Annotated in this window: 15 protein-coding genes and 1 pseudogene; 6 read left to right on the top strand and 10 right to left on the bottom strand. The window is 26.7% G+C overall.

Annotated elements, in window-relative coordinates:
* Positions 1-22 precede the first annotated feature (22 nt).
* From potC to mnmA, 5 genes are all read right to left on the bottom strand, one after another.
* Positions 23-796, bottom strand: a complete 774-nt coding sequence (gene potC, locus CRV11_RS01155) for a spermidine/putrescine ABC transporter permease PotC (protein WP_136131503.1) — start codon at positions 794-796, stop codon at positions 23-25.
* 14 nt (positions 797-810) lie between these two features.
* A complete protein-coding gene (potB, locus tag CRV11_RS01150; protein WP_136131502.1) occupies positions 811-1656 on the bottom strand; it encodes a spermidine/putrescine ABC transporter permease PotB in 846 nt (281 codons plus the stop codon).
* Positions 1640-2752: a spermidine/putrescine ABC transporter ATP-binding protein PotA gene (gene potA, locus CRV11_RS01145; protein WP_136131501.1), complete on the bottom strand. Its 1113-nt coding sequence runs from the start codon at positions 2750-2752 to the stop codon at positions 1640-1642. The genes potB and potA overlap by 17 nt, the downstream gene beginning before the upstream one ends.
* Positions 2753-3295: 543 nt before the next feature.
* The gene (gene purB / locus CRV11_RS01140; RefSeq protein ID WP_136131500.1) at positions 3296-4669 is read right to left on the bottom strand and encodes an adenylosuccinate lyase; all 1374 of its coding nucleotides are present in this window, start codon (positions 4667-4669) and stop codon (positions 3296-3298) included.
* Positions 4670-4775: 106 nt separating this feature from the next.
* Entirely contained in the window at positions 4776-5879 is a 1104-nt protein-coding gene (gene mnmA / locus CRV11_RS01135) for a tRNA 2-thiouridine(34) synthase MnmA (protein WP_136131499.1), read from the bottom strand.
* A 458-nt stretch (positions 5880-6337) separates the two neighbouring features.
* Between mnmA and icd the strand changes: the two genes are divergently transcribed.
* A complete protein-coding gene (gene icd / locus CRV11_RS01130) occupies positions 6338-7591 on the top strand; it encodes an NADP-dependent isocitrate dehydrogenase (protein WP_136131498.1) in 1254 nt (417 codons plus the stop codon).
* A 276-nt stretch (positions 7592-7867) separates the two neighbouring features.
* Here the strand turns inward: icd and ychF are convergent, their stop codons facing one another.
* From ychF to ispE, 4 genes and pseudogenes are all read right to left on the bottom strand, one after another.
* A complete protein-coding gene (ychF, locus tag CRV11_RS01125) occupies positions 7868-8950 on the bottom strand; it encodes a redox-regulated ATPase YchF (protein WP_136131497.1) in 1083 nt (360 codons plus the stop codon).
* A 70-nt stretch (positions 8951-9020) separates the two neighbouring features.
* Entirely contained in the window at positions 9021-9608 is a 588-nt protein-coding gene (gene pth / locus CRV11_RS01120; protein WP_136131496.1) for an aminoacyl-tRNA hydrolase, read from the bottom strand.
* A 134-nt stretch (positions 9609-9742) separates the two neighbouring features.
* Positions 9743-10690 (bottom strand): ribose-phosphate pyrophosphokinase, encoded by a 948-nt coding sequence (locus CRV11_RS01115; protein ID WP_136131495.1) that lies wholly within the window; start codon positions 10688-10690, stop codon positions 9743-9745.
* A 67-nt stretch (positions 10691-10757) separates the two neighbouring features.
* Positions 10758-11623: pseudogene (gene ispE / locus CRV11_RS01110) on the bottom strand (4-(cytidine 5'-diphospho)-2-C-methyl-D-erythritol kinase).
* Positions 11624-12152: 529 nt separating this feature from the next.
* Here ispE and hemA point away from each other — a divergent pair.
* The 5 genes from hemA (at position 12153) to CRV11_RS01085 (ending at position 18110) form a co-directional block, all read left to right on the top strand.
* Positions 12153-13412, top strand: coding sequence for a glutamyl-tRNA reductase (gene hemA, locus CRV11_RS01105; protein WP_136131494.1), 1260 nt, complete (start codon positions 12153-12155; stop codon positions 13410-13412).
* A gap of 38 nt (positions 13413-13450) precedes the next feature.
* A complete protein-coding gene (gene prfA / locus CRV11_RS01100) occupies positions 13451-14536 on the top strand; it encodes a peptide chain release factor 1 (protein ID WP_136131493.1) in 1086 nt (361 codons plus the stop codon).
* The gene (gene prmC, locus CRV11_RS01095) at positions 14533-15366 is read left to right on the top strand and encodes a peptide chain release factor N(5)-glutamine methyltransferase (protein ID WP_136131492.1); all 834 of its coding nucleotides are present in this window, start codon (positions 14533-14535) and stop codon (positions 15364-15366) included. The genes prfA and prmC overlap by 4 nt, the downstream gene beginning before the upstream one ends.
* A gap of 202 nt (positions 15367-15568) precedes the next feature.
* Positions 15569-16345, top strand: coding sequence for a transglutaminase family protein (locus CRV11_RS01090; RefSeq protein ID WP_136131604.1), 777 nt, complete (start codon positions 15569-15571; stop codon positions 16343-16345).
* Positions 16346-16895: 550 nt separating this feature from the next.
* A complete protein-coding gene (locus CRV11_RS01085) occupies positions 16896-18110 on the top strand; it encodes a bifunctional succinylornithine transaminase/acetylornithine transaminase (RefSeq protein WP_136131491.1) in 1215 nt (404 codons plus the stop codon).
* A 123-nt stretch (positions 18111-18233) separates the two neighbouring features.
* Here the strand turns inward: CRV11_RS01085 and nadE are convergent, their stop codons facing one another.
* Positions 18234-19058: an ammonia-dependent NAD(+) synthetase gene (gene nadE, locus CRV11_RS01080; protein WP_136131490.1), complete on the bottom strand. Its 825-nt coding sequence runs from the start codon at positions 19056-19058 to the stop codon at positions 18234-18236.
* Positions 19059-19173: the final 115 nt, after the last annotated feature.

Raw genomic sequence — 19173 nt, 5'->3', positions numbered from 1 at the left:
AAATTTACCAATTACTCCTCCTTTATTTTTTCTTGTTAAGAAGTAACAACTGACTACTAGATACTAACAATAAAGATATTAATATTAAAATTACTGTAATTGCATTTACTTCAGGTGAAACTCCTACCTTAACCATCGAATATATTTTTAATGGTAAAATTTCGAAGTTAGGACTTGCAACGAAAGATGATACTATAACGTCATCTATAGATAAAGTAAAACTAAGCAACCACCCTGCTGTTAGCGCTGGAATTGCTAAGGGTAAAATTATTTTTCTTAAAACAGTAATTTCATTTGCGCCTAAATCTTTTGCAGCTTCAAACATACGCATATCAAAATCTTTTAACCATGAATATATAGTAACTACTACAAACGGAAGGCAAAAAGTAATATGAGCAATTAGTAAAGACCAAAATCCAAGTGGTATGCCTAATAAAATAAATAATACTAATAATGAAATTGCCATAACAATATCAGGTGACATAATTACTGTAAATAACATACTATTGATAAATTGCTTACCATGAAAATTATATCGATATAATGATATAGCTGTTAAAGAACCTATAATAGTAGCTATAGTAGCAGAACATACTCCTATAATTAATGAGTTTTGAGAAGCTTCAATTAAACTATCGTTATTTATTAATGTTTTATACCAATACAAACTAAATCCTTGCCAATGTATACCGAATTTAGATATATTAAATGAATTGATAATTAAAATTAAAATAGGAACATACAGCCAACTATAAATAATAGTCATAAAACCACTACGTAAACAAGGCTTCACCATCGTAAATATTCACCTTAACCTTTTAATAAACGCATAGTACGCCAATAAATAAATAACATTATCCACATTAAAAATGTTATTACAATACTTATAGAAGCACCGAATGGCCAATCTCTAATATTTAAAAATTGATTTCTGATTATATTGCCGATGAGTAGATTTTTTGCTCCTCCCATAAGATCGGATACATAGAACATACCCGTTGCAGGAATCATCACTAATAAACATCCAGCAATAATGCCAGGCATACTAAGCGGTAAAATAACATAAAAAAATGTTTGAATTTTATTTGCACCTAAATCGTAAGCTGCTTCTAAGAAAGTTTTATCTAATTTTTCTAAATTAGAATAAATTGGTAAAACCATAAATGGTAATAGAATATATATTAATCCAAATACCACTGCCTGTGGTTTATATATAATATGGAAAGGTTTATGAATTAAGCCAGTCCATATTAAAAAATTGTTCAACCATCCTCTAGTACTTAATAATATTTTTAAACAATAAATTCTAACTAAAGAATTAGTCCAAAATGGTACTATTAGTAAAAACAACATGATTGTTTTTATGTTTTTAGGTAATGTTGTTAAACACCAAGCAAATGGATATCCTAGTAACAAACACAATAAAGTGGCTAAAATTGATATATTCAAAGAATGTAATAAAACATTTGCGTATAAAGGATCAAGTAATCTTATATAATTATTCAATGTAAATGTTAACTTAATTAAATTAGCATCATCCTGTGTTAAAAAACTAGTTATAAAAACAAGCAAATTTGGTAAAAATACAAATAAAATCAACCAAGTAACTATTAATAAAATGACTATTTTTTGAAATTTATTATTCATTAACTTCATATGGTAAAACTACCTCCCAGCTCTTTACCCAATTCACAGCCATTTTTTGATTTAAAACATGATCAACATCTGGATCATCTTCATTGAAAAATTCACTTACAGTAACTAATTTACCGTTTTCTAGTTCTATAGTAGATTCCAATGTCATACCTTTATAATTTAATTCACGAACATAACCAATCAAACCATCTATATTATTATCATATGCTTCTTTAACACGTAAATCTTCTGGACGCAACATTACGTATAATCTGTCCCCTGATGTTACAGGAAATGGACAATAAATATCACATTCATAACCTTCAACCAATGCACGAACATATGAATTTTGTAAACTATTTATTACTTTTGTTTCTAAAATATTAATTTCTCCAATAAATCTTGCTACAAATAAATTTTTAGGCTTTTCATATATTTCGCGTGGTGTACCATCTTGTTCTATTTTTCCATTGCGCATTACGACAATTCTATCTGACATTACAAGAGCTTCTTCTTGATCATGAGTAACAAAAATGAAAGTAATCCCAAGTTTACGTTGTAAAGCTTTTAGTTCATTTTGCATTTGTTTTCGTAATTTGTAATCTAATGCAGATAAGGGTTCATCTAATAACAATACTTTTGGACGATTTATTACAGCTCTAGCAATAGCTACACGTTGTTGCTGTCCGCCTGAGAGCTGCTGAGGATGACGTTGACTGAAATTTTTCAATTGAACCATAGTTAGTGCATCTTTTACACGGTTATTAATTTCATTAATTGGCCTTTTCTGCATACGCAAACCAAAAGCAACATTTTCAAATACAGACATATGTGGAAAAAGAGCATAGCTTTGAAATACTGTGTTGACATGTCGTTTTTCGGCTGATGTATGGGTAATATCATTGTCATTAAGTAAAATACAACCTTTATCAGCTTTTTCTAATCCAGCAATTAGACGTAAAATAGTGGTTTTACCACAACCCGAAGGACCGAGGATAGTAAGAAATTCACCATCGTAAATAGTCAAATTAAAATTATCAATGATCACTTTATTATCATAAGATTTACTAATATTAGATAGTTTAACTAACGACTTTTTTATGTTTTCACCTGTCATTTTAGTCTCATTCTATTAAAAATTAATAAATTAAACATCTGAAATATATAATTTAAATCAATAATGTTATTTTTATTTATAATACATTTTACATTTATTAATCTTTATTATGTTATTATTGATATTAGTTTTAATAATCAAATTTTCTTAATTTATTAATCACTTAGAAAGTTTTAACAAACTTAATAGTAAAAATTATTGATATTTTATTAATTCTACACGACAATAATATTAAATAAATATGGAGCTTTATATTTATAATAATAATCATATAAACATACTTTTATTCATAAATGATGAATAAACCGTCACAATAATTTTATAAATATGATATTGTATTACAATAATGTTAATTGTATTTATTTAATTTATATCTTATTTATTTCTAATAAAAGTAGAAAATTATATAGTAAGTATTGATATATCTAACAAAACGATGCTTAATTTTTAATTAAGCAAATTGTAACTAATATTTACTAATAATTAAGATTATACTAATATAATAAATAGGTCACTTAAGAAATCAAAATAAAATATATTATATTAATCTACTAAATCATTAACTAATTTAATAGCATATCCAATGTAATTGCAAGGTGTTAGGTTCTTTAAGCGTGTTTTTTCTTGTTCTGGTATATCTAGTGTATTTATAAAATTATATATATTTGATGCATTAACATAATTACCACGTGTTAAATTTCTTAATTTTTCATAAGGTTTATCTATGCCGTATCTACGCATTATAGTTTGAATTGGTTCAGCTAACACAGCCCAATTATTATTTAACTCACTAATTATAAAATCTTTATTTATTTCTAATTTAGAAATTCCCTTCAATGCTGATTTATAAGCTAAAATTGAATAACTAATACTACTACCTATATTACGTAATACAGTAGAATCTGTAAGATCTCTTTGCCAACGAGATATAGGTAATTTATTGGATAAATGTTGCATCATAGCATTAGATATTCCCAGATTACCCTCAGAATTTTCTAGGTCAATTGGATTTATCTTATGAGGCATAGTAGAAGAACCAATTTCTCTGTTTGTAATTTTTTGTTTAAAATAACTTAATGATATATAACTCCAAAGATCTCGATTGAAATCAATTAATATATTATTGAAACGTTTGATACAATCAAATAATTCTGATATATAATCATGTGGTTCAATTTGTGTAGTATAATGATTACATGTTATACCAAAAGCAGTTACAAATTCTTCAGCTAATTTTATCCAGTTAATTTCTGGATAAGCAAAACAATGAGCATTATAATTTCCTACAGCTCCATTCATTTTACCTAAAATTTCAATATCATTTAATTGATTTAATTGACGTTGCATACGAACGATAGTATTCGCCATTTCTTTGCCAATTGTAGAAGGAGTAGCAGGTTGCCCATGTGTTCTAGATAGAACAGGAATATCTTTATATTTTTTTGCTAATATTTTTATTTCTTTAATCAATTTATTCCAATAAGGTACAATTATGTCATGTCGAGCTTTTTTTAAAATTATTGCATAGGATAAATTATTTATATCTTCAGATGTACAAGCAAAATGAACAAATTCAGATATATTATATAGTTCTGGAATGTTTTTTATTTTTTCCTTTATAAAATATTCTACCGCTTTAACATCATGATTTATATTTCTTTCAATAGACTTTATATGATTAGCGTCATTCTCATCAAAATTATTAATGATATTATTAAGGAAATCTTTTGTTTCTTTACAGAATACTGGAACTTCTTTGATTTCTAAAGTATCAGAAAGTTTCTGTAACCAATTAATTTCAATTTGTACACGGTATTTTAATAAGCCAAATTCACTAAATATATCACGTAATTCATTTAATTTATCTCTATAACGACCGTCTATAGGTGATATATTTGTTAAAATAGATAGTGGCATTTTTAAATTCCTAAATTAATTTGCGATTATTTTTTGAATTTAGTTAAATATTTATTAATATTATTTAATAATCAATGTTATCTTAGATTATACATTAAGTCATGTACTACAACAGGGGCAATCTTTCCTGGATTATACCACCACCTAGACAAAACTGATTCAAATAAAATACAGCTGATTGACCTGGCGTAATAGCAAAAACAGGTTTAGCAAATATTACTTTCAAGGAATTATTAAAACAAGGAATAATTTTACAATTAATATCTGGTTGTTGGTATCTGGTTTTTACAGTACATTGTGAAATATTTTTAATTAAATTACTATCTACCCAATGTAAATTAGAAGCGATTAAACCAATAGAAAACAGGCATGGATGATATCTTCCTTGAGCAACTACTAATCGATTACGTAAAACTTCTTTTTCAATCACGTACCATGGATTATTATCACATTTTTTTAATCCACCAATACCTAAACCTTTACGTTGTCCTAAGGTATAGTATATTACTCCTTGATGTTGGCCTATTTTTTGACCATTAATGCTAATGATATCACCTGGTTGACAAGGTAAATAAGTCTTTAAAAAATTACAAAAATTTCGTTTTCCTATAAAACAAATTCCAGTGGAATCTTTTTTTGATGCATTAATAAAATTAAGTTTTTTTGCAATATTACGTACTTGTGTTTTTTTTATTGTACCCAATGGAAAAATAGTTTTTTTAATTTGTTTTTGATTAAGTATATAAAGAAAATAACTCTGGTCTTTTGTAAGATCTATTCCACGTAATAAATAACTTTTACCAAAAATATACTTACTACGAACATAATGGCCTGTAGAAATAAAGTCAGCTTCTAATTCTTTTATTGCAAATTCAAGAAATAGTTTAAATTTTATTTCTTTATTACAAATAATATCAGGATTAGGAGTATATCCCATTTTATATCCTTCAAGAAATGGTTTAAAAACATCATCCCAATATTCTGCAGCAAAACTAATTTTATGTAAATAGATCCCAAGTTTATCACAAACTGACTGGGCGTCTGATAAATCATTTATGGCATTACATCCTTTTCCATCATCTTCTTCCCAATTTTTCATAAATAAACCTTCAACATGGTAGTTTTGCTTTTTTAACAACCAAGCCGATACAGAAGAATCAACACCTCCAGACATACCAATAATTACTTTTTTCTTTTTGTTTATAAACATATTATATTCAATCAATCAATATATTAAAGGTTAATTACTTAATGACTAATAATTATTTTGAAAGCAAATGTTAATAGATGTTTTTTATTATAATAAATATATTTTAAACTATTATAATAATGCAAACATTTTTATTTTTAAAGATCTTAATATTCTAAAAGTATTTTTATAAATATATATTGCTAAATTAAGCAAATATTAATTGAGATAATGTAGTTTAATTACTATGTAAAAACATTGTTTTCTAAACAATATATATTATAATATTTATAATATATATTTAATGTTAAAATGAAAATTTATAGTTTGGATATGTTTGATTATAAATATAAAATTAAAAATAACAGGTATTGAGTAGTAAATTATTTACTCAATACCTGTTATGATATATTAAAGTAATAAGCAACATATTATTTTAATATAAGTTCACTATCTAATAAATTGGAAAATCAAATAAAATGATATCTAGAGTAGTAATTCCTATAGAAGGTACAAAAATAACTTTAAAAAACAGAAAATTTATTATTCCTAATAATCCAATTATTCCTTTCATAGAAGGCGATGGGATTGGTGTTGACATAACACCAGTAATGATAAAAGTAGTTAATGCAGCAGTAAAAAAATCATATGGAGATAAAAGAGAAATTCATTGGATAGAAGTTTATTGTGGTGAAAAAGCAACAAAATTTTATGGTAAAAATATATTTTTACCTATAGAAACATTAGATATTATTAAAAACTATCATATTGCCATTAAGGGGCCCCTTACAACTCCAATAGGAAAAGGTATTAGATCATTAAATGTCGCTTTACGTCAACAACTAGATCTATATGCTTGCTTAAGGCCTATACGTTATTTTAAAAATACTCCTAGTCCTGTCAAACATCCGGAAAATGTTGATATGGTAATTTTTAGAGAAAATTCTGAAGATATATATACTGGTATTGAATGGAAAAGCAACTCAGATGAGGCCAACAAAGTAATAGAATTCTTAATAACAGAAATGAATATGGCAAAAAAAATTCGTTTCCCTCAAAATTGTGGAATAGGTATTAAAATATGCTCTCAAGAAGGTACTAAGCGTCTAATACGTGCTGCCATTAAATATACAATTGATAATGATCGTAATTCTCTTACATTAGTTCATAAAGGTAATATTATGAAATTTACTGAAGGAGCTTTTAAGAATTGGGGATATGATCTTTTAAAAACAGAATTTGGCGCTGAATTTTTAGACAATGGTACATGGATGAAATTAAAAAATCCTAAGACAAATAAAATTATAAAGATAAAAGATATACTAGCAGATGCTTTCTTGCAACAAGTTTTATTGAAACCTATTGATTTTGATGTAATAGCATGTATGAACTTAAATGGTGATTATATTTCTGATGCTCTTGCAGCACAAATAGGAGGAATTGGTATTTCCCCTGGAGCAAACATTGGAGATCATTCTATAATATTCGAACCAACTCACGGTACAGCGCCTAAATACGCAGGTTATGATAAAGTTAACCCAAGTTCTTTAATTTTATCTGGCGAAATGATGCTACGTCATTTAGGATGGATAGAAGCAGCAGATCTTATTATCAAAGGTATAAGTTGTACCATTAATCAAAAAACTGTTACTTACGATCTTTATAAATTATCACATGATACTAAATTACTAAAATGTTCTGAATTTGGTGATGCTATAATTGAAAACATGTGATTGATTACCATTGAATAATATTATTAATATTTTATTATTCAGTGATTTTAATTATTAATATAATAATACCTTCAAACAAATATTTATTATTATCGATTTATAGAATAATTACTTGGAAACAAAAAAAAGAAAAATATCATCTATATTTTGTTTTAAAATTTCGAATTAAATATAATAATTATATAACAATATATTCTCATTGTATTAATAGCTGTTTTGTTGTTTTATGTCATATATGTAACAGTATATTTTTAATAATATAAATTATAATTTATCTCAAACATTAAATAAAAATTTAATGATATCTCCATCTTTTACTACATAATTTTTGCCTTCTGAACGTACTTTACCAGCATATTTTGCACCTTTTTCTCCTTTGTATAAAATATAATCCTCAAAAGAAATAGTTTGTGCGCAAATAAAACCTTTCTTAAAATCACTATGAATTTTACTAGCAGCTTGTGGCGCAGTAGTTCCAATAGGAATAGTCCAAGCATGAACTTCCTTAGTACTAGCAGTAAAATAAGTATGTAAATCAAGCAATGAATAGCCAGCACGAATCACACGATTTAAACAATGTTGTTCATCAAACATAAATGTTTCAATATTTTGAGTATTTGTTTTGATGGTATCATATTCACTTATTGCACATAAAGGAATTACTACAACATTTTCTTTCTGAGCAATTTTATATAATTCACATAGGACATAGTTATTTTGTAAATCACCTTTTTTTACATTCGCAATATACATAGTTGGTTTTATAGATAAAAAATTTAAGTAATCAATTAAATTTTTTTCTTTGCTAGTTAAACATAACGTACGTAATAATCCTGAATTTAGAAGATGAAACAGGCACTTTTCTAGTACATTAATTTCATTATTAATATTTTGGTTATTCACATCTGTTTTTTTCTTCAATTTTGCAATAGTATTTTCGCATACAATTAAATCAGCTAAAATTAATTCGTTATTTATAATATCGATATCTTTTATTGGATCAATTTTACCTGATACGTGAATGATTTTTTCATCATCAAAACAACGAACTACATGACATATAGCTTCAGCTGTTTTAATATTGCTTAAGAATAAATTTCCTAATCCTTCACCTTCAGAAGCACCTTTTACTAATCCTGCAATGTCAACAAATTCCATAGTTGCAGATACTAAATTTTTTGGATGTAGAAGTTTTGCTAACTGATAAAGTCTTAAGTCTGGTACAGAAACTATTCCAATATTAGGTTTAATTGTACAAAATGGAAAATTTGCTACTTTTATGTTCTGACCTGCAAGTGCATTAAAAATAGTAGACTTACCAACGTTAGGTAATCCTATTATGCCACATTTAAATCCCAAAATTTAATATTCCTCATAATATTTATTTAAATAATATAAATATACAAGAGATATTATTAAAAATAAATGTTTATTTGATTTTAAATGAGTTAAGTCTATTAATTGCCTTAACATATCCACTTGTAAATAACAAATCAGTACAAATCACAGCTTCATTAATAGCATGATTAATCAATTCTTTTTCATAACTAGAAGGATGACTAAGCACAAATTGATTTACTTTTTCACGATTACCAGGATGACCAATACCAATTCTTAACCTATAAAAATTTTTATTATTGCTAAAATTACTTATAATATCTTTTAAACCATTATGACCACCATGATTACCACCGAACTTAAATCTTATTATTCCAGGAGGTAAATCAAGTTCATCATGTGCTACTAATATTTCTTCAGGTAATATATTGTAGAATTTTGATATAGTTTTTACTGCTATGCCACTTAAATTTATGAAAGTATTAGGCAATAATAAATGAAATTTATTGTTATTAATGCATAAATTGGATGTAAATCCAAAAAATTTAAGGTTTTTTTTGATATTAAGGTTGTATTTTTTAATCAATAAATTTATATACCACGCACCTGCATTATGTCTAGTAAAAGAATATTTTTCTCCAGGATTTAAAAGACCCACTATCAACTTAATTCTATTCATAATTAATGTTATACCAATAAGTATTTTTAATACTACACTGTTTATTATATGATTTGTATCAATGATATAAATTAATATTAATTGTTAATTTTATAAAATTACTCAAATGTACTAATTGCAAAATTGTTTCAAAATTAATGTTCAAACATAGCAGATATAGATTCATTATTATTAATACGTCTTATAGCTTCTGCTAACATCCCAGATAAAGTTAAAAGTCTAACTTTTTTTAAAGATTTTATTTCTTGAGCTAGAGGGATTGTATCACAAACTATTACTTTATCTATATCAGAGTATTGCAAATTTCTAGATGCAGTTCCTGAAAAAACAGGATGAGTAGCATAAGCAAATACACGCTTAGCTCCGCGATCTTTTAGGGCTTTTGCTGCTTGACATAATGTACTTCCTGTATCAATCATATCATCAATCAATACACAATCTCTATTAGAAACATCACCTATGACATGCATAACTTGAGCAATATTATAGTTAGGTCTTCGCTTATCAATAATTGCCATATCAGTATCTTTTAATAATTTTGCTATAGCACGGGCACGTACTACACCACCAATATCAGGAGAAACTACTATAGGATTTATTAACTCTATACTTAACATGTCTTCTAATAAAATTGGACTACCAAATACATTATCAACGGGAATATCAAAAAAACCCTGTATTTGTTCAGCGTGTAGATCAACAGTTAAGATACGATCAACTCCAACATTAGAAAGAAAATCTGCTATTAATTTAGCAGTGATAGGTACTCTAGCAGAACGCACACGTCTATCTTGCCGAGCATAACCAAAATATGGGATAACAGCTGTAATTCTACGTGCGGAAGCTCTTCTAAGTGCGTCTACCATTACAAACAATTCCATTAAATTATCATTAGTTGGATAACAAGTAGATTGAATGATAAAAATATCACCACCTCGCACATTTTCATTTATTTGTACGCTTATTTCCCCATCACTAAATCGGCTAACCGCAATACTTCCTAAATTGGTACACAAATGATTAGCAATAAGTTGTGCTAATTCAGGAGTAGCATTTCCAGAGAACAACTTCATTTCTGACATAATTGAGATCCTTATGATATTTCTGAAATAATGTTTTCAATATAAAATATTTTGTGATACACAATTATCAATTAATTAACAATTTATTCATTATAAGTAATTGATGTAAAGAAGATATATTAGTGCCTTTAGCTATAAATCCATTAGCGTATTTAGGAATAAAATTCATCACTTCGTAAGCACTTTTTTTGTTATCAAATTCAGAAAAAACACAAGATCCAGTACCAGTTAATCTAGTTGGTGCATATTTTGAAAGTAAACATATAATTTCATTAATTTTGATAAACTTAGTTCTAACTAAATTCTCACAATTATTAGTGAAGGGCGAACTTAATAATTCTTGTAAATGTCGATATTTTGTATTTCTTACTAATTTAGGGTCGTTAAAAATATCTGCTGTACTTATATTTATATTAGGATATGTGACAAGATACCATTTTTCTTTTATATAAACAGGTTGAATTTTTTCACCAATCCCTTCAGCAAAAGCTGAAAATCCATAAATAAAAACAGGAACGTCAGCTCCTAATTGCAAACCAAGTTTTGCTAACTCTTCTGTTGTAAATTCAGTATGCCATAGATAATTAAGTGCTATTAAAACTGTAGCAGCATTTGATGATCCACTACCTAATCCAGCACCTATGGGTAATTTTTTTTTATGTTAATCACTGCTCCTGCATTAAGGATAATATTCTTTTTTGCTGCTTTTTTTAATGTTTTAGCAGCTCTGATAATTAAATTTTTTTCTTTGGGTATATCATGAAAATTTGTGAGCAAATCAATCAAACCACTATTATTTATTTTTATTTCTAACAAATCACTATAATTGATAAATTGAAAGATAGTCTGCAAATTATGGTAACCATCTGATCGACAATTATTTATATAAAGAAAAAGATTTAACTTTGCTGGGGATGGCCAAATATTTATCATTTTGTTTTTATATTATGAGTCCTGTACTTTAAATAATATGTATTATTATAATACATCTCACTTAAACTAAAAATCAAAAATTAAAAATAATTACATGCAATTATAGTTGTTTATATACCTACTTAATTAATTAAAAAATTAAAACTAATGATTTAAATAAAATATTATGTAAGCATTATTATTCATTTAATAAAATATCTGATATCATTTCTTTCTCTTATATTTAATTAGGTTAGTTTAATTATTTTAATCATTAAACTATAATATACTTAAAATTATCAATAAAATTGCATTGGATTGTTTATCATCATGAAAATGTTAATTAATATATTAATATTTGTGTTAAAATCATTATTGATGAATTTATTTCAAAAAATAACTTACAGATTAGTAAGTTATATATTTTAACTAAATTTTATTTAATGTATCTTTTCTTGTTTTTATAATATATTGTACAATAACCTCTTCTTATGTAATAATTTTTAAATTAAAATTATCCTAACTTGATTATTGAATCTTTAAATTACTTATGACATTACTTGTTCTAGGAGTAAATCATAAAACTGCTCCTCTTAGTCTGCGTGAACGTTTATCATTTGGGCCAGAAATAATATCAAAGGCTCTAAATAACCTATTATTATCTCAATCTATTATACAAAGTGCTATATTGCTATCAACTTGTAATAGGGTAGAAATATATATTAGTGTAGATCAAGAAATTAATTCGAAAGAATATCTAATAAGCTGGTTATGTCAATATCATAAATTAAACAAATCAGAAGTACATAACAGTATATATTGTTATAAAGATAAAGAAGCAGTAAGTCATTTAATTCGTGTAACTAGCGGGTTAGATTCAATGATATTGGGCGAATCGCAAATATTTGGTCAGGTTAAAGAAGCATTTGCTATATCACAAAAAAACAATTCAGTAAATAGCGAAATAAATCAAATGTTTCAAAAAACCTTTCATGCTGTAAAACGAATTAGATCTGAAACTGATATTGGATCAAATGCTATTTCTATAGCATATGCTACTTGCACTCTAAGTCGTAAAATTTTTAAATGTTTGTCTAAAATCACAGTTTTATTAATAGGAGCAGGCAAAACTATTAACTTAGTAGCGTATTATTTACGTAAATACAAAATAAAAAAAATCATTATTTCTAATCGTACTAGATCGCATGCTGAAGTATTGGCTTCACAAGTAAATGCAGAAGTAGTTGATCAGCTTAATTTGAGTAATTATTTACATAAAGCTGATCTCATTATATCTTCTACATCTAGCCGATTTCCTATAATAACAAAGGTTATGCTAGAACAATCAATAAAATCAAGATATAATAAAGAACTGTTTTTAATTGACATAGCAGTACCTGCAGATATTGAATTAGAAGTAAATAAATTACCTAATACTTATCTTTATCGCGTAGACGATTTAAAAGACATCATAGATACTAATCTAGTAAGTAGAAAGCTTACAATAACAAAAGCTGAAAATATAATAATGCAAGAAAGTAATAAATTTATGTTATGGTTAAAATCACAAAAAGAATCTCATAGCGTTCGAAAATATCGTGAACAAGTAGAAGATATTCGTGTTGAAATGGAAAAAAAAGCATTACATGCACTGCAAAAAGGTGATGATCCTCAAAAAGTTATGCAAGAACTAATATATAAATTAACAAATCGTTTAATTCATGCACCTACAAAATCTCTTCAGCAGGCTGCTCGTAATGGAGATAAAAAGCGTTTAAAAATTTTATGTGATAGTTTAGGTTTAAGTTAGCTAACTTTATAACAAATGCAACAGAAATGGTATAATAAATGAAAAATTCTATTATCACTAAGCTAAAAGAACTTCAAGATCGTCGAGAAGAGCTAGAAGTCTTACTAAGTGATCCAAATACATTTGTAAATCAAAAACTTTTAGGAAACCTATCACGTGAATACTCTAAAATTGAAACTATTACTGAATGTTTTAGAGAATGGCAAACAATTTATAATAATATTGAAAATTTAAAGGACTTATCTAATGATCTTGAATTACAAGATATAGTGCAAAAAGAATTACATGAATCATATAAAAAAATTGAATCAGTAGAAAAAAAATTGCAATTATTATTAATACCTCAAGATCCTGATGATGAACGCAATTGTTTTATAGAAATACGAGCTGGAACAGGAGGAGATGAAGCTGCTATTTTTGCTGGAGATTTATCTCGTATGTATATTCGTTATGCTGAAATCTGTAATTGGAATGCAGAGATTATTAGTGCTAATGATAGTGAATATGGTGGATATAAAGAAATAATTATCCGCATAAACAGTATTAATGCTTATGGAAGATTAAAATTTGAATCTGGCGGCCATAGAGTACAACGTATTCCGGATACTGAATCACAAGGAAGAGTTCATACGTCAACTTGTACTGTAGCTGTAATCCCTGAAACTACAGAGGAATCGATATTGCACATTAATAATTGCGATTTAAAAATTGATACTTTTCGTTCATCTGGGGCAGGAGGGCAACATGTTAATACTACTGATTCAGCAATACGCATTACTCATTTGCCTACAGGAATTTCAGTGGAATGTCAACACGAACGTTCACAACATAAAAATAAAGCTAGAGCTTTATCTATTTTATCATCACGTGTTCAAGCTAGAGAAAAAGCAGAACGTCATGCTATAGAGGCTAATATGCGGCGTAATCTTCTGGGAACAGGGTACCGTTCAGATCGTATTAGAACATATAACTTTCCACAGGGTAGAGTTACTGATCACAGGATTAATTTGACAATTTATCGCTTAGATGAAATATTAAACGGCAAATTAGAACCATTGATTAATCCAATTATCCAAGAATATAAAGCTGAACAATTAATAGCAATTTCAGAAAGCATTCAATGAATACTCATAATTGGTTAAAAAAAGCTAAAAATGCTTTATATAATAGTGATACTCCAGAACTTGATGCTCAGATAATATTGAGTTTTGTTACTGGCAAATCTCGCTCTTGGTTATTTGCTTTTAATGAGCTTATGATTACTGATACACAATTAATATCTTTAGAAAAAATATTAATGAGACGTGTTAAGGGAGAACCTTTAGCATACTTATTAGGAGAATGTGAATTTTGGTCTCTTACTTTGAAAGTTACTAATGATACAATAATTCCTAGACCTGACACAGAAATTATAGTTATAGAGTCATTAAATCACCTTTCAAATTCATCATTAAAGGTACTTGATCTAGGAACAGGAACAGGAGCAATTGCATTAGCAATTGCCAGCGAACTGCCAAAATGTAAAGTTTTCGGTGTGGATTTTATTGATAGCGTAGTTAAAACTGCACAATACAATGCTGAAAAACTAAAAATTATTAATGCCACATTTTTTTTAAGTGATTGGTTTCATAATGTGCCACCTAATAAATTTGATTTAATTGTAAGTAATCCTCCATATATTGAAGCTGACAGCTTATATCTTAAATCAGGAGATATATGTTTTGAACCTAGAACAGCATTAGTATCTGATGAAAATGGTTTATCTAACTTAAAAATTATAATTAAAAATTCATTGGATTGGCTTAAAAAAAAATGTTGGCTTTTGGTAGAACATGGTTGGCAACAAGATAAATCAGTTAGATATATAATGAAAAAGTATGGTTATCTAAATATAAATACAATTAAGGATTATGGAGGAAATCCACGTGTTACATTAGGAATGTCACCAAAATAAAATGTATTAGATAATACTTAATATCTTTGCAATATACTTAATATATTGAAATCAAACATATTGTAATAATTTTTTGAGATATTCAAGTCGATACGTATACTAGTATATTTTAACATATACATTAATAATGTTATTAATAAAATATTAAAAAACTTATAATTGGGAATATTAAACTTTGGTTAGAAAATTAGACTTTAGTCAAATGATGTTATGCGAAGCTGTTATTGACGCTATGGTTGATATTCGTTCGGATTTTCCATTATCTTTTGTGCAAAACCAATTATTATTATTAGTTGATAATGCAAAAGACCATATAGGAACAGAAAAGAATTTAAAAATAAAACTCAAAAAATTATTTGAACTTTTTTATCACAAATGGGGTTTTGGAGGAGCCAAAGGTACTTATAATTTATCTGATGTGTTGTGGTTAGATAAAGTATTAAAAACTAGACAAGGTACTGCAATTTCTTTAAGCATAATACTGATTCATATAGCTAGTGCATTAAAATTAACTTTGATGCCAATTATTTTCCCTACTCAATTAATTTTACGTGTTGACTGGGGTGATAATTGTGATTGGTTAATTGATCCATTTACTGGTGAAACACTCAATATATCTATTTTAGAATCTTGGCTAAAAGGAAGTATTGATACATGCGCTAAATTGCATGAAGATGATCTTGATGAAGCAACAACTATTAGTGTGATATATAAAATGCTAACAGCATTAAAAGTTGCCTTAATGGAAGAAAAAAAAATGGAATTAGCTCTGAATGTTAATAAGATATTATTACTCATCAATCCCAATGATCCTTATGAAATTAGAGATCGCGGTTTGATTTATACTCAATTAGACTGCGAACATATTGCAATTAATGATTTAATTTATTTTGTTGAACATTGTCCTGAAGACTTGATTAGTGAAATGATAAAGTTTCAAATAAATATAATAAAACAAAAAAAAATAACTTTACATTAAAATTTTATATATAAATATATGAAAATATTCCATAACACAATAATCATCTTTTGATCAATAATAATATTTGTGATTTATTGTGTTAAACAAAAATTGTTATAAATATATTTCTGTATTTTGGTGTAATGATGATCTTTTTAATATTTAAAGTAATCTATTTGATAGATATTATTTGATTATTGTGATAATAAAATAGACTGGTTATTACTTCATTGTATTAATTTTCATTAGATATTATTACAAAATAATTGGAATAATCAATAACATATCAAAACAGACTGTAGTCATTATAATAATCTTATATATATTTAATTATAATATAACAAATATTTAATCTTTATTTTTAATTAGAAATATAAATTTTGATAAATTAGTTTTATTGAAATATTACAGATAAATTACAAATCAAAAATAATTTATTTTAAATTATTATAAATATGTTAAATTCTAATTTAAATAAACATTACAAATTTTTATTTTAATAAAATATCTTAATTAAAATATTTTTTGTTAATTGTATTCTCTTAACTGAATCGCAGGAAAATTAATTATGTCTATAAAATTTTTTCGTGAAGATTTTGATAAATGGATGATTCCAGTTTATAATCCTGCTAAATTCATACCTGTACGCGCTAAAGGTTCAATTGTTTGGGATCAAAATGGTAAAGATTATATAGATTTTACAGGTGGAATTGCTGTTAATGTACTTGGTCACTGCCATCCATTGCTAAAAAAAACGTTACAAAAACAAGCAGATAATTTATGGCATATTGGTAACAGTTATACTAATGAACCCATTTTGGGATTAGCAAAAAAACTAGTTGATTTAACTTTTGCTGACAAAGTTTTCTTTTGTAATTCCGGAGCAGAAGCAAATGAAACCGCATTAAAATTAGCTCGTAAAGTAGCTAGAGATAAATTTGGGAAATATAAAAATAACATATTAGCATTTAAAAATAGTTTCCATGGACGTACTTTTTTTACAGTTGCTACAGGAGGTAAATCTTGTTACTCAAAATATTTTGAACCTCTACCTAAAGAAATTCAACATGCATCATTCAATGATATTAGTTCTGTTACTAAATTAATTAATGAAAATACTTGTGCAGTTATTATAGAACCTATACAAGGAGAAGGAGGAGTCAATCCAGCGGATTTTTGTTTTTTAAAACAATTAAGAGCATTATGTGATAAATATCATGTTTTGTTGATTTTTGATGAAGTGCAGACTGGAATAGGTCGAACTGGTGAACTGTACGCATATATGTATTACAAAGTGATTCCAGATATTTTAACAAGTGCTAAAGGTTTAGGTGGTGGTTTTCCTATAGGTGCTATATTAACTACAAAACACCTTGCATTAACAATGACAGTTGGTACTCATGGTAGTACATATGGAGGAAATCCCTTGGCAGGTGCCTTAGCAAGTAAAGTACTGGAGCTAATAAAAAAAGATAAAATTATGGATGGTGTGGCAGAACGTCATATGTGGATTGTTTCATATTTAAAAAAAATAAATCAGAATTTAAATATATTTAAGGAAATAAGAGGCATAGGATTACTCATAGGAGCGGTTTTAAATAAAAAATTAGCTTATCAAGCAAGTAAAATAAGTATCAAGGCTTCTGAATGTGGCGTAATGGTTTTGGTAGCCGGTTCTAATGTTATTCGTTTTACTCCAGCATTAAATATTAGCAAACGAGAAATTAATATCGGTATGAAAAGGTTTAGTAAAGCATGTAATCTTATATTAGGAAATAATTAAATAATACTATATATGATACTTACTAGGAAATATATTACTACTATAATCAGATATTAATAATTTAAATGTTTAAGCAATTTGATTATAATTGATATTAAATGAATAATCAACTAAACAGATCATTTATTTCCAAAAATTATCGAAAACAGTAATAGGCAAATGACGTTTATGCTGAGTTTTCAAGTAGAGCATTTCTATAATGCTAGTATGTTCGATATTCAAATTTTTACCTTCTAAATAATCATCTATAAGATCATAACTGATACCTAGAACTTCTTCGTCTTCTTTAGATGGATAATTATCTTCTAAATCAGCTGTAGGTTTTTTCAGATATAAATGTTGCGGACAACACATAGTTTGTAATATTTGTCTAATCTGACGTTTATTTAATCTAAACAATGGATTGATATCTGTAGCAGCATCACCATATTTAGTAAAAAATCCTGTAACAGCTTCTGCTGCATGATCGGTGCCAATTACAATTCCATTATTCAATCCAGCTATACTATATTGAACTTTCATACGTTCTCTTGCTTTTTCATTACCTCTTAAGAAATCAGATAAAAAAACACCAGAATCTCTCAGAGATTGTTGGCTAGCTAAAACTGCATTTTTAATATTTACTTTTATGCACCGATCTGGTTGTATAAAAGATAAAGCGTCTTGACAATCTTTTTCATCAATTTGATCACCATATGGCAATCTTAAAGCAATAAAAGTGTAGTCATTGTTTCCTGTGAGAGATCTTAATTCAGAAATAGCTAATTGACATAATTTTCCTGCAAGAGTTGAATCTTGACCTCCACTAATTCCAAGAATTAATGATTTGATTTTTTTGTGACATATAAGATATTTTTTTAAAAAATCAATACTCTTACGAATTTCTTTTTTTGTATTAATTATTGATTGAACGCCAAGAGTTTTTATTATTTTCTTTTGTAACGACATTAAATTATTTCCTTAAAATAATTATTAAAATCGTTTTTATGAATCATAATATCATGCTATTATAATTAAAAAATAAATATATTATTAGATTATAATAGTAGTTGAGTACTATTTA

The organism is Candidatus Pantoea edessiphila (assembly GCF_002933335.1).
Classification (GTDB): Bacteria; Pseudomonadota; Gammaproteobacteria; order Enterobacterales; family Enterobacteriaceae; genus Pantoea_C.
Note: the sequence above shows the minus strand (reverse complement) of the source record. Positions and strands in the feature narration are given on the sequence as shown.

Bases quoted from the DNA above. Each gene is read 5' to 3' on its own strand.
- potC (WP_136131503.1), bottom strand. From the start codon at position 796: ATGGTGAAGCCTTGTTTACGTAGTGGTTTTATGACTATTATTTATAGT.
- potB (WP_136131502.1), bottom strand. From the start codon at position 1,656: ATGAAGTTAATGAATAATAAATTTCAAAAAATAGTCATTTTATTAATA.
- potA (WP_136131501.1), bottom strand. From the start codon at position 2,752: ATGACAGGTGAAAACATAAAAAAGTCGTTAGTTAAACTATCTAATATT.
- purB (WP_136131500.1), bottom strand. From the start codon at position 4,669: ATGCCACTATCTATTTTAACAAATATATCACCTATAGACGGTCGTTAT.
- mnmA (WP_136131499.1), bottom strand. From the start codon at position 5,879: ATGTTTATAAACAAAAAGAAAAAAGTAATTATTGGTATGTCTGGAGGT.
- icd (WP_136131498.1), top strand. From the start codon at position 6,338: ATGATATCTAGAGTAGTAATTCCTATAGAAGGTACAAAAATAACTTTA.
- pth (WP_136131496.1), bottom strand. From the start codon at position 9,608: ATGAATAGAATTAAGTTGATAGTGGGTCTTTTAAATCCTGGAGAAAAA.
- CRV11_RS01115 (WP_136131495.1), bottom strand. From the start codon at position 10,690: ATGTCAGAAATGAAGTTGTTCTCTGGAAATGCTACTCCTGAATTAGCA.
- hemA (WP_136131494.1), top strand. From the start codon at position 12,153: ATGACATTACTTGTTCTAGGAGTAAATCATAAAACTGCTCCTCTTAGT.
- prfA (WP_136131493.1), top strand. From the start codon at position 13,451: ATGAAAAATTCTATTATCACTAAGCTAAAAGAACTTCAAGATCGTCGA.
- prmC (WP_136131492.1), top strand. From the start codon at position 14,533: ATGAATACTCATAATTGGTTAAAAAAAGCTAAAAATGCTTTATATAAT.
- CRV11_RS01090 (WP_136131604.1), top strand. From the start codon at position 15,569: ATGATGTTATGCGAAGCTGTTATTGACGCTATGGTTGATATTCGTTCG.
- CRV11_RS01085 (WP_136131491.1), top strand. From the start codon at position 16,896: ATGTCTATAAAATTTTTTCGTGAAGATTTTGATAAATGGATGATTCCA.
- nadE (WP_136131490.1), bottom strand. From the start codon at position 19,058: ATGTCGTTACAAAAGAAAATAATAAAAACTCTTGGCGTTCAATCAATA.